This is a genomic window from Spirosoma pomorum, assembly GCF_054776615.1.
Window position 1 is genome coordinate 1 of the sequence record NZ_BAAHBP010000010.1, and the last position, 12,394, is coordinate 12,394.

Consider the following 12,394-nt stretch of genomic DNA (forward strand, 5'->3'; position numbering starts at 1 on the left):
TCTTCGGTAAGCTGGCTGTATTTAGCCAACATTCAGATTATGTTACAACGTGGTCAGGCTCAGCACCAAATATAATTCCCCAACACGTTCTTAACTACTAAAAATTGATGCGTACAAATAAAACCCTGATAACCTATTGATTATCAGGGTTTTATTTGTGGAGACGGAGAGATTCGAACTCTCGTCCAGTCAAGGAACTCGTCGTGCCTTCTACATGCTTAGTCGCGATTGGGATTGTCGGGAATCGGGCAGGTTCGCGTCAGACCATCCGTCATCCGTAGGTGCTTGGATCTTACTCGGCCGTTAACACCATAAACCGAGCCAGCGCTGCGTGTCGACGCCCCCTGATCCAACCAGCAGCACGTAGGTCGGGGGGACGATGGCTAGTGCTTAATCCTCCGGATTAGGCAGCCATGGCGTAGTTATATTCGCCAGTTATTGTTTTGATGATTTGTTTGAACGGGAAATACCATCAACTCCCGGCATGCTTACACGCGACCTCTGCAAGCTGTCAATTCCGGTCGTCCCCAAATTGACACGCCCAGATGGGTGTGTAGATATACAACTTACTGAATCGTCTTTTGGTTCATCAGTAGATTCGGACGGAGTAGTACTTTTTGTATATATAGTATAAACATATTATAGATTTAGTGGTTTTGTAGTCAATAGTCCAGTTCTGTGCACAGCCCGACTAGAAACGGGCTGGTTCGTCGTCAGGGTAGCTTGGTTTCGGCTTGTCTGATTGATTTTGTTCGCGTGTTTTTCATCAACGTTCCTCTTTTCTCATCAACAACATGGCAACCCTTTCGTTTGAAACCGAGCTGTACCGCCAGTTAACCCCTTTTTTCAGTCAGCATCAGTTTGTTCTGATTCCCCAGCGGAAACAGTTTCGTCGGCGGGTCGATACCGGCTTTCAGAACATCATCTTATCGCCTACGTTTTATGGTACCGAAACCGTTCTGGAAGTAAATTTTGGCTGCCGTAACGAACAGGTGGAGCAGATCGCCCAACAGTTTCTGCACAATCCCCTTGATTACCAGGCTGAAGCAAACACACTGCTGATGTCGATCGGCCGGTTTACCGGCGCGCCCTACACCCGTTACTCCATTCAGTCCGGCGACGAGCTGGCGCGGATGTGTCGACAGATCGAACAGTTTTTCCTGTTGACGGGCTTCGATTTCCTCGCTACGACCGATTCCCTGGCTGGGGTCGATGACCTGCTTAATCGCAATCTGCAACAGGCCAGCCCGTACGTATATAATCAGACGCACCGCTGTTACAAGGGGCTCATCACGGCCCAACTGAATCATAATCCCTACTGGACGGGTCTGACGGAAGGCTATCGGCATTTGTTCTGGCAACAAACGCAGAACCCCTACGAGCAGCAGCAGTTCGAGCGGCTCATTACGTACCTGAATTATTACTCCGCCAATTAGACAGTTTGTATACGTTTTCAACGCAAAGGCCCGGAGGTCACAGAGCAATTGCCTACTAGCAACTCCGTGATCTCCGGGCCTCTGTGTTGAAAAGCCTGTTCTTATTGCTGTTCGTTTTCTGGGCCATCCGGCCCGACGTCAGGACAGAAAATACGGTGGAAGACAAAAATGAATTACGCTACCTTACGGCATCACCCGCACTGATACGCTGGACGGCTTCTGGGGCGAGAAATACACCCGGTGCGTCGCTTTCTGGAAATCGGCTTCGGTAGCGTGGTAAATGTCCACGAATTTCTGCGGGTTGCGGTCGACCAGCGGAAACCACGAGCTTTGCACCTGCACCATAATTTTGTGCCCTTTCTTGAACGTATGGGCCGCGTCCTGCATGTCGAATTTCACTTCCGATACCTCGCCTGGCTTCATTGCTTCGGGTTTGGAAAAACTGTTGCGGAACTTGGCCCGCATCACTTCCCCCCGGATCAATAGCTGAAAGCCGCCCATTTTCGTGCCTGGAATTGGGCTATTATTGGGCGCATTGTTTGGATAAACGTCGATCAGCTTCACCACAAAGTCGGCGTCTGTACCGGTGGTCGACACGAACAGATCGGCCATGACGTTACCCGAAATCGTTACGTCCTCGGTCAGCGTATCCGACTCGTAGACCAGCACGTCGGGGCGGGTAGCGGCAAAGCGCTGATCCTCGTACATGAAATCGCTGCCGCGAATTGTCCGAATCTCGTTGGTATACGGTACCGGTTTATTCGGGTCGCTGACGTATTCGTCGTAGGTGGCTGAGCTGGCTTTGGGAGCGTCGAACGAGAGTTTGCCGTTCGGCTGGAAATACAATCTCTTTTCCTGGGCCGCTTTGGGAGGCCACTGATCGTACTTTTTCCACTCGTTGGAGCCCGTTTCAAAAATGTAGGCTTTGGGGAGCTGCGGATTGGGTTTGTCTTTCAGGTAGTGCCCAAACAGCGGAAACTCGATTGTTTCGCGGTAGAAAGGGCCGGTTTGCGCGTCAAAACGGATATTACCCAGACTTTCGCCCGGCCCGCGCGACCAGCCGCCGTGTATCCAGGGGCCCATTACCAGCAGGTTTGGCGATTTGGGATTGTTCCGTTCGATACCCGCGTACGTCTTCAGCGGGCCGTACAAATCTTCCTGGTCGAACCAGCCACCCACCGTCAGTACTGCTGGTTTGATGTTCTTCAGGTGCGGAACGGGCGTACGGGCCTGCCAGAAGTCGTCATAGCTGCCGTGGTCCATCATCTGATTCCAGATGACGTTCTGCCCCTTGAAAATCTTGTCGTTTACGGTACGGATGGGCCCCAGGTTCTTGTAAAACTCGTAACCGCTGGGCGTGCCGTAGGCTGAAAAGGGCGGGCTTCCCTTGGTCGTTGGCTCCGGGCGGGGGGCACCGTACGACGACAGGAAGGCAAACGTACCCATCAGGAAAAAAGCGCCGTTGTGGTGCCGGTCGTCGCCCATAAACCAGTCCGTTACCGGGGCCTGGGGCGACGCAATTTTGAGCGCGGGGTGGGCGTCGATGGCCGTCATCGTCGTGTAAAAGCCCGGCGCGGAGATGCCCCAGCTACCCACCCGACCGTTGTTGTTCGGAATATTCTTGAGCAGCCATTCGATCGTGTCGTACGTATCGGAGCTTTCGTCAACGTCGGTTTTCTTTTTCTTGTTCGGCAGGTAGGGTTGAACCGCTACGAAGTTACCTTCCGACAGGTATTTGCCCCGAACGTCCTGGTAAACGATGATGTAGCCATCGCGCGCGAACAGCATGGATGGCCCCAGCGACGTCTTGTAGTTATCTACGCCGTAGGGCGCTACGCTATAAGGCGTGCGGTCCAGCAGAATAGGGTATTTCTCACTGGTATTTTTGGGGACGTAAATTGATGTAAACAGTTTGACCCCGTCGCGCATCGGGATCATGCGTTCGAGCTTGGTGTAGTTTTCCCGGATGTAGAGCGAATCTTCCCGGTTGGCGCGCATTTGGGCGGCTAGCTGGTGGGTAAACAGCGTCAAAAAACCGCACAAAAGTAAGGCTGGCAAACGCAGTCGCTTACCAGTTCGCTGGTTGATGAAATGCAGCATAGTTAAGTGGTTGTATCTTGGCAATGCCGAAATATAGTACGGATTTGTGGTTTTTGAGGTGGCAGGTATTAGCAAAACGATTCTGGTTGGCGGTAACGTGTAGCTTGTCCGAGGGGATGTTCAACCTGGCGAGAGTAGTCTATTTCGTTGTTTTGACGAAGAAAGCACAAGATTGCTTCTCATTAATGGACCCTTGCGTTACAGTTCGATTCCTTACTTTGCAGGCATCAATAAACATACGTATGAGACTTACCTGGACCTTCTATCCCAACGGTCAACCCAGCGTTACGTTAACGGTTATCTACGTCCCCCGTCTGGATGGTCCCGACAACCAACTGACGGGTTATCTCGAAGTTGATACCAACACGGCGTACGTAAACTGGTCCGGTTTCCGGATCTTCAACTCCGACGACCAGCCGACCAAGCGGGCCCTGTTCGAATCACTGACGCGCGTTGACGTCTTCACGAATCCGGCTGAGTTAGACGTATGACGCCGTGACGAGCGTAGCGAGTCAGCATACGTCTAATTCAGCAAACCGATTGCCTCTTCGTCTGTTGATTTGAGGTGAGAGTCAGCATTTATAAAACCAGCAGTCCAGCCGCTCGCCAGTCTTCCCAGCCCTCGGTCTGCTGGAACGCGCCAAAACTGCCCAGACCGGCCTGCTCAAAGGCGGTACGTAGTCGTTGAATCGTTAATGGTTCAGCTGCCTTCAGGCTAAGCTGGGGCCATTGCTCCATCAGCCACTGACCGATCGTCAGGGGCAGGTCCAGCACCAGATCATCCTGCCGCCGGGCAAAGGTTAGCTCCGCCTGTGGCACCGGCGTTGCCCGCTGGTAAGATCGTTTCCCGCGAGGTGGTTCCGGCTCCACTACTGTCAGCGTGGGTGCGTGACCCGGCCAGACAACCAGCGCGTTGCTACGTACCTGATCGTCGGAGGTATCGGCAATGGCGTTTTCAATATAACGGGGCGGTATAGTGGTCGTTGGCACCCGGAACGTAAACCACTTGGCCAGCGGCATATCCAGGCCCACGCCGTGCATATAATAGAACAGCGACTTCCGCAGTCCCTCAGCAAACTGGTCGTGGTCGGCTCCTAGCGGATCGGAATGATCGAGGTCGTTATCGGCAAACGGCCCTTCAACGGGGCCAACACGTTGTACGTCGAAGCCCGCCGGATGCAATCCAACCGGGCTGTGGGATGTCATCGCAAAGCGGTGCCAGAAGCCGGACTGAACCGCGCCGATGGCAAACAATTGCCGCACCATTTCCAATGAGTCGATGGTTTCCTGGGCGGTCTGCGTCGGAAACCCGTACATCAGATACGCATGGACCATAATCCCGGCGGTGGTGAAATGACCAGCTACGCGGGCAACCTGCGCCACCGTTACGCCTTTCTTCATCCGGTCCAGCAGTCGGTCCGACGCTACTTCCAGCCCACCCGACACGGCGATGCAACCCGAGAGCTTGAGCAACTGGCACAAATCAGCCGTAAACGCTTTCTCGAATCGGATGTTGGTCCACCAGACCACCGTTAGCCCCCGGCGTAGAATTTCCAGCGCGAGGTCGCGCATGAGCGCTGGCGGAGCCGCTTCGTCCACAAAGTGAAACCCGTTCTGTCCCGTCTGGGCCATAATGGTTTCGATACGGTCGCAGAGCAGCCCGGCGGTAAGGGGCTCGTAGCGGGCAATATAATCGAGCGAGATGTCGCAGAACGAGCATTTACCCCAGTAGCAGCCGTGGGCCAGGGTTAGCTTATTCCAGCGCCCGTCGCTCCATAGCCGGTGCATGGGGTTGGTGACTTCGATCACCGACAGGTAATCGTGCAGCGGCAGATCGGCATAATCGGGCGTCCCGGTGTCGCGTTGTGCCACGTCCCGATCGGTAGCTCCGTTCTGGTATACGACCTCCCCGTCCACTCGCATAAAAGTTCGTTTCAATTTGGCGGCCTCCCGTCGCCCCTGGAGGTATTCGAGCAACGAACGCAGGGGGGCTTCGCCGTCATCCAGACTAACAAAATCCACGTAATCAAACAGACGCGGCTCCCGAAGGCTACGAAGTTCGGTGTTCGCATAACCTCCGCCCAGGACCACCCGAACGCCCGGATACTGCTGTTTCAGGTGCCGCCCGCACAGCAGCGCCCCGAACAGATTGCCCGGAAACGGCACCGTCAGACAAACAACGTTAGGCTCATACTGCGCCATTTTCTGGTCCAGAAGACGTAACAGCGTTTGGCCAACCAGCGTATCGGGCGCGGTCAGGGCCGCGTGCAGGTCATCGAAGTGAGTAGCGGTCCGGCCCAGCCGTTCGGCGTAACGGCTAAAACCAAAGTGCGGATCGATGGCTTCGGCCAGCAGATCGCCGATGTCTTCCAGATACAGCGTCGCCAGATGGCGTGCCTTGTCGTGCAGGCCCATCGTTCCGAACGCCCAGTCCAGTTCATCAACTTCGGCAAAACGAGAGGCTTCGGGCAGGTAACTCCGGTCGGCAATGGCGTGGGCCAGGGTAGGGTTGCGGTGTTGCAAAAACCGGATCGTTGGCTCGATGGTCGCTACGTAATCGACGCGGAGCCGGAGCATCCGCTGGCTGTTTTCGCTCAGGTTCGGTACCGCAGCAGCCTTCTCAAATAGCTCGGCCAGACCGCTGGTAGAGAACAGCGCCAGAATCGTTTCAATGCCCAGGTCAGCCTGATGCGCCACGACCGAACCGCCATCCGGCAGCGCCAGGGTATTCAGATAACCTTTCAGGTAGGCCGTGGCCGGGTAGGGGGTGTTGAGTTGCGTAAACGGGGGCGTCAGCAGCAGTACGCGAGTGGTCATACAAGATTCCGAAAGTCCGGTTTGGGCATAAATGAATACCTCCCCAACGAATACGCCCGCTATATCATTCCCCGTCACGCAAACCTGTGATTCATACTGACCGGCTGTTTCTATCTTTGCCGCATGAAGTCATTATCGCTGACGATTGCAACGCCAGAGGACGTCCCTGCCTTGGTTCAACTCATAAACCAAGCGTACCGGGGCTACAGGTCGCGGCTGGGCTGGACCACCGAAGCAGATTTGATCGATGGCACTCGCATTGATGAGCCAGCCCTGCGTACCCTGCTGGATAATCCCGCCGGTCAGCTGATCATCGGCCGATATGACGAACAACTCATTAGCTGCGTTTACGTAGAGAAACAGCTCGACAGCCTATATCTGGGTATGCTGACCGTCGATCCGCAAACCCAGGGACAGGGAATTGGGAAACAAATGCTGGCAGCCGCCGACCGGTATGCCGAAGAACAGGGATGTTCGGCCATCACTATGACCGTTGTTGCTCAGCGGCCGGAACTGATTGCCTGGTACGAGCGGCACGGATTTCGGCCGACAGGAGAGACGCTGCCGTTTCCTAAAGGAGTCCGGTTTGGCGTACCACGCCAGACGCTGACATTGCTGGTCCTGCGGAAAGTTCTGTAGCCCTTTCGCCTGGTGATAGAAAGTAGACAATCGTACCTTTGTGGCAATTCATCAACCGTACTATGTATCTACGTCGGACATTCGTTACGTTCAGTTGCGTCCTGTTGCTGCTGACCCTTAGTCCATCCCGCTCGTACGCCTGGAATAAGGCTACTCACATGGCCATTGGGGCTATAGCGTACCGTAATTTGCAGGAAACATCACCCCAAACCCTGACGCGGGTGCTGAACCTGCTGAAACAGCATCCGTATTACCAAACCCAGTGGGATACCCTGATGACGAATCGACAGTTGACTGGTTCGCAGCGCGACGAGTACTTGTTCATGCTGGCTGCCCGCTGGGCCGACGACATTAAGGGAAAGGATGCCTACCATGACCATTTCAGCTGGCATTTTATCGATTACGTCTACGCCCCCCAACTCGGCATCATGCGGGGCGATACCACGATACCAACTGGCGTCACTATTCTGGAAGCTTACGAACAGAACCGCCAGATATTGATGAGTAACCAAGCCGACAGTTCCAAAGCGATTGCCCTGTGCTGGCTGTTCCACCTGACGGGTGACATTCACATGCCGCTGCACACCACTGCGCTGGTCAATCAGCAGTTCCCAAAGGGCGATCAGGGTGGTAACTTGTTCAAGATCAAAGTGATGATGAGCAGTCAGGCCAGCAATTTGCATTCCTTCTGGGATGGTATGCTGCTGAAAGAAGACGATTACCCAACGGTAGATAGCATGGCCGTCAGCCTCCTGCGGACGTACTCCCGCGATCAGTTGCCGCAACTGGGCAAAACACCAACGATCGTGGCCTGGTCAAAGGAAAGTTTTCAACTGGCGCAGGACAACGTGTATCGGAGCAACACCCTGCCGCCCGGCACTGATGCCGATGCCACCGTTCTGCCCCCCGACTATGTAGCAACGGTGAAACCCATTGCGCAGCGGCAAGTCGCTCTGTCTGGCTACCGGTTGTCGGACGAGTTAATTGGCGACCTAGCCCGCTGACAAAAGGGCCTACCGGAGCAAGGTTGCCTGATAGGCTCTTTTGGCTTATTTTGCTTTGTTCGGCTCATCGTTGACATGAGCGGCTAAATCAGCATACACGCCGTTCGTCCAGCCGAAGCCATCCTGGTTGGGGTATTCGCCACCACCGGCCTGCTCGCTAATCGTCACGACGTCATATTTCTCCATCATCTTCCCCGTATCCTGGTAGACCTTGTCATTCAGGGCTCGCCAGCGTCGACTGATCTCAGCAGCTGTCTCGTGATGGCCGTACCGTAAAAGGCCCTGGCAGGTAAGCCACTGCAAGGGTGCCCAGCCGTTGGGGGAGTCCCACTGCTGGCCGCTTTGCTGTAAGCTGGTTACCACACCCCCTTCTTTCAAAAACTGGGACTTAATGTGCTCATGGACCGCATCGGCCTGCTCCTGGCTGGCCAGCCCAACGAACAAAGGAAAAACGCCCGCCAGCGACCAGACGCTCGACGGTTTATGAAAACCCGTGTGGTGATCCAGGAAAAACTGTTGCTTATCATCCCAGCAATAGCCCATGATCGCTTTTTTACGTTCCTCGGCCTTCTGGGCAAACTGATCGCTGGGCGCGGTAAATGAACTTTGCCGATACGCCAGCGATAGAGTTTCCTCCAGGTAATATAATAGGCTATTCAGGTCGACGGGAATCATGTCGGTGGTGTGAATCGTCGCCATGTTAGTTGGGTCGCCGAACCAGCGCGAGCTAAAATCCCAGCCCGATTCGCAGGCTGCCCGAATGTGGCGGTACAAGGTACCGGGCGTAACGCCGTAAGCGGCTGCGTAATTGGCGAGCTCGACATCCTCGGCGTACGATTCCGGCCGGGGGGCGGCCAGGTCATCCCAGTAACGATTAAGAATACAGCCATCCGGAAGCCGAACCACCCGCCGGAACGTTACCTCGTAATCATTGAGCCGGAAGTAGCCGTCCATCCAATAGTTATATTCCTTCTGCAACTGGGGCAGGTAGCGAACCAGTACGTCCTGTCCGTCAATCTCAGCCAATAGCCGAACCATTAAAGCAAAGAAGGGTGGCTGTGAACGAGATAAATAATAGCTCCGATTCGCATTAGGAATATGCCCATAAGCATCAATCAGATACGCAAAATTCTCCACCATGTCGCGGATTGACTCAAGATCTCCCGCTACACGTAGGCCCAGCATCGCAAAATAACTGTCCCAGTAATATAAACCCCGGAAGCGTCCCCCCGGCACGCTGTACGACTTGGGCAAAGGCAGCAGCGAGGAATTAGGTTCGTAATGCTGGGTCAGTAGTGGCCAGAGTTTTTGAACATGTTCGGCCGTCGGTAGGCTTCGGTTGCTGACGTAGCCCGTATCAACGGGTTGGGGAATATCAAAATAAGTCTCGACAAAGGATCGCAGCGAGAAATCAGTATCGTGCTTCTGAATCTCGTAGAGGCTCAAAATCTCCTCGGGAGCACGCTTGGGAAAACTATCGGCAAAAATGATCGAGTCTTCGAATACATGCTGCATCTGAACGTCATGAAATAACGGACCAAATAACTGATCGGGAGGGAGAATGGCAGGTACGGTGCTATAAATCTGGGGAGCGCGCTCAGGAGCAGTAGGTACGGACATATTATATATCAGTGTTTACTGACAAACCGGTTACACGAAGGGGATGTTTTCTCCGGGGACTATGAGTACATTTTCTAACGCGGGCCCTTTCAATGCTGATTACAGCGCTTCTACTCCCTGAATCCAGTTTCTGTTCGGAATACGTAACGAGAATGAACGGGGAGTGGAAGACGACCAAAATATCGTATACCTAAACCAAACCATAGCTAGTATGGACAATCAGTCAACCCGCCGTCAGTTCCTGGGAACGACAGCTGCTCTGCTCTCGGGGGTCGTGTTGAGTAATACTAAATTATTCGGAGCACCCGCTCTCATTCGAAGTCTGGGCGACAAACCCAATTCACTGATTAATGGTGTTCAGGTGGGCGTTATTACGTATTCATTCCGGGACATGCCCGACCAGAGCGCCGAAGCCACGCTGCAATACGTGCTGGATAGCGGAGCCAGCGCGATTGAACTGATGGGCGGCCCTGCGGAAACTTTCGCCGGAGCACCCAAAAGCTCAGTAGATATGCGGGCTATGTATCCCCTGATGCGTAAAAAACGCGAAAATCAGACGCTAACCGATGAAGAACAAAAGACATTGATGGACATGGAAGCGCAGATGAAAGCTTACCGTCAGGAAATTGCCAAATGGCGACAATCAGCGTCGACGAGTAAATTTGAGCAACTGCGAAAGATGTACAATCAGGCGGGGGTAGCGATTTACGGTTTCAAACCGGATGCCTTTGGGATGCAGAACACTGATGCCGAAATTGATTACGGGATGAAAGCGGCCAAGACATTGGGAGCCACTCAGGTCACGCTCGAGCACCCGGCCAACGATGCACATACGCTTAAATTGGGCAAAATGGCGCAGAAACACGGTATTCGGGTTGGTTACCACGGTCACGAGCAGCAGACGCCTACTTTCTGGGATACGGCACTGGCGCAGTCACCGGGTAATGCCATGAACTTCGACCTGGGCCATTACATTGCTGCTGGTCAGCCCGATCCGCTGGGTCTTATTCGGGAGAAGCATAGCCGTATTGCCAGCATGCACATCAAAGACCGCCAGAACCCCGCCAACGGAAAAGGAAATCTGCAATGGGGGCAGGGGGATACACCCCTGCGAGAAGTCCTATCGCTGATGCGGGAGCAGAAATATAACTTCCCGGCTACGGTTGAACTGGAATATAAGGTACCCGACGGGTCTAACTCCGTAGCTGAGGTCAAGAAGTGTGTTGGCTACTGTCGAAACATACTTAGCTAGCGTTGATCTCGTACTTGCTTGCTGTATACTACGCAAAAACAAAAGGGAAGCCCAATGGCTTCCCTTTTGTTTTTGGTGCTGACTAATACTACACCCCTCTGCCTTGAATAACGCGGAGAAGGATAGCGATAACAGCAATCACTAGCAATACGTGGATGATACCACCCAGGCCGAAACTGTTAAAGCCTAAAAAACCCAGAAGCCAGACAATGATAAGGATGACAGCGATGGTGTATAGTATATTTCCCATGACGTTAAGTAGGTTATTTTATCACCTAACTACGTATGAACAAAAAGGTTTGTAAAACGCACTAAGGATCGGAAAAGTATCTTCAACACGAAAAGCAAAGGCTTCAACGTACTGTCTGGTTAAATACAGGGTTTTATATGTCATGTGAAATCTAATAGGCGAAATTATAGATCTGTAAGTATAATTTTATGATATTATTTTGCTGTATATAATACAACTATAGAGGGTAGCCATTACTTTTGTTCTACAAATGGCCGAGAAGTAAGACTGTCAGTTATTCTCAATGACGGTTTACAAGCTGGTTTTACTGGTTATCACTCTTTCAGTTGATCATGGCTAAAAAAAAGCAGTTAATACGAGTTGTTTTTGATGTATTGGACACCGCAAACCGGAATATGCGGCAAAACGAAGACTTATCCGTTGCCGCCTGTGACCCGGATGAAGCAATTGATTGGGTATACGCCGAAATGCAAAGACAGTTCAGTCAGTCAGAAATTCGATTGGCCCGGGTTCGGATTTGTGCATAATTAGGTTGCACAGCTGGGAAGCCAATAGATACAGATTAGACAAAGCTTATCTACCAGTAAGCAACAAATACTCTCCATATATATAATTATATAATAGGAGTTAGTTTGACTTGTGAATCTATAGATAGCGTTTACAACCTTTATACCTTTACATTATATATTATACAGGAGTAAATGGCAGGGGGAAATCAGATGTATTATCTACTACTATATATGCATTCACACATGCATCAAAATATTTTTCAAAGGTAAAACGCAAACCATCAGCGACTTACTGATGAATGCTGCCTCATTCGTTAATTATTTTCTGGCGGGCCCTTGACAAAGGGTGGCTTTTGCCCCTACCTTTGCAGTCCCAAATGAGGGAAACGTGATCGACCACCAGCGCTAAACCGCTCGCCATCAATCACTTACTTTGACAATCGTTGACCCATTTTTGCCTGACCCCCGGATCAGTCAAAAATAAAAATCAACGATTGCTTGACATCGGGAAAATAAGTCACTACCTTTGCACTCCCAAACACGGAGAGCGGGCCAGCTTAATCACCACAACCCCCTTAGGGTCAGGAAGTTAAGCAGATTGAATGGCGAAACGAAGCAAAAAATAAATTTAGTCTTTTGCTTGACACGTTAGCCAAACAAGTAGTACCTTTGCCCTCCCAAACAACGAGATAAACATGGCGGTCTTCGCCCAGCTTTTCTCAACCAGGTTCGACCAACGGGTCGGACATGACGTTCTTTGACAAACG

10 protein-coding genes and 1 other RNA gene are annotated in these 12,394 nt (G+C 52.4%); 6 read left to right on the top strand and 5 right to left on the bottom strand.

The window, feature by feature from the left end:
- Positions 1–155: 155 nt before the first annotated feature.
- Positions 156–529, bottom strand: a transfer-messenger RNA (tmRNA) gene (gene ssrA / locus ACYVAD_RS09765).
- Positions 530–794: 265 nt separating this feature from the next.
- Here ssrA and ACYVAD_RS09770 point away from each other — a divergent pair.
- Positions 795–1,436 (top strand): hypothetical protein, encoded by a 642-nt coding sequence (locus ACYVAD_RS09770; RefSeq protein WP_461139300.1) that lies wholly within the window; start codon positions 795–797, stop codon positions 1,434–1,436.
- A gap of 183 nt (positions 1,437–1,619) precedes the next feature.
- On the opposite strand, the gene ACYVAD_RS09775 is transcribed toward ACYVAD_RS09770, so the two are convergent.
- Positions 1,620–3,536, bottom strand: coding sequence for a CocE/NonD family hydrolase (locus ACYVAD_RS09775; RefSeq protein ID WP_461139301.1), 1,917 nt, complete (start codon positions 3,534–3,536; stop codon positions 1,620–1,622).
- Positions 3,537–3,778: 242 nt separating this feature from the next.
- On the opposite strand from ACYVAD_RS09775, the gene ACYVAD_RS09780 reads away from it, so the two are divergent.
- Positions 3,779–4,027, top strand: a complete 249-nt coding sequence (locus ACYVAD_RS09780) for a hypothetical protein (protein WP_461139302.1) — start codon at positions 3,779–3,781, stop codon at positions 4,025–4,027.
- Positions 4,028–4,115: 88 nt separating this feature from the next.
- Here the strand turns inward: ACYVAD_RS09780 and ACYVAD_RS09785 are convergent, their stop codons facing one another.
- Positions 4,116–6,353, bottom strand: a complete 2,238-nt coding sequence (locus tag ACYVAD_RS09785) for a B12-binding domain-containing radical SAM protein (RefSeq protein WP_461139303.1) — start codon at positions 6,351–6,353, stop codon at positions 4,116–4,118.
- Positions 6,354–6,476: 123 nt separating this feature from the next.
- Here ACYVAD_RS09785 and ACYVAD_RS09790 point away from each other — a divergent pair, with 123 nt between their 5' ends.
- Together ACYVAD_RS09790 and ACYVAD_RS09795 are read left to right on the top strand one after the other, a co-directional pair.
- Entirely contained in the window at positions 6,477–6,992 is a 516-nt protein-coding gene (locus ACYVAD_RS09790) for a GNAT family N-acetyltransferase (RefSeq protein WP_461139304.1), read from the top strand.
- A 62-nt stretch (positions 6,993–7,054) separates the two neighbouring features.
- Positions 7,055–7,996, top strand: coding sequence for a S1/P1 nuclease (locus tag ACYVAD_RS09795; RefSeq protein ID WP_461139305.1), 942 nt, complete (start codon positions 7,055–7,057; stop codon positions 7,994–7,996).
- A gap of 45 nt (positions 7,997–8,041) precedes the next feature.
- Here ACYVAD_RS09795 and treA read toward each other — a convergent pair whose 3' ends face one another.
- On the bottom strand, positions 8,042–9,616 hold the full coding sequence (treA, locus tag ACYVAD_RS09800; RefSeq protein WP_461139306.1) for an alpha,alpha-trehalase TreA: 1,575 nt from the start codon (positions 9,614–9,616) through the stop codon (positions 8,042–8,044).
- Between the two features lie 211 nt (positions 9,617–9,827).
- Here treA and ACYVAD_RS09805 point away from each other — a divergent pair, with 211 nt between their 5' ends.
- Positions 9,828–10,868 carry a sugar phosphate isomerase/epimerase family protein gene (locus ACYVAD_RS09805; RefSeq protein WP_461139307.1) on the top strand — a complete coding sequence of 347 codons (1,041 nt, stop codon included), beginning with the start codon at positions 9,828–9,830 and terminating at the stop codon, positions 10,866–10,868.
- 88 nt (positions 10,869–10,956) lie between these two features.
- On the opposite strand, the gene ACYVAD_RS09810 is transcribed toward ACYVAD_RS09805, so the two are convergent.
- Complete coding sequence (locus tag ACYVAD_RS09810; protein WP_461139308.1) at positions 10,957–11,118, bottom strand: lmo0937 family membrane protein; 162 nt, start codon at positions 11,116–11,118, stop codon at positions 10,957–10,959.
- Between the two features lie 332 nt (positions 11,119–11,450).
- Between ACYVAD_RS09810 and ACYVAD_RS09815 the strand changes: the two genes are divergently transcribed.
- Positions 11,451–11,645, top strand: a complete 195-nt coding sequence (locus ACYVAD_RS09815) for a hypothetical protein (RefSeq protein WP_461139309.1) — start codon at positions 11,451–11,453, stop codon at positions 11,643–11,645.
- Positions 11,646–12,394 lie beyond the last annotated feature (749 nt).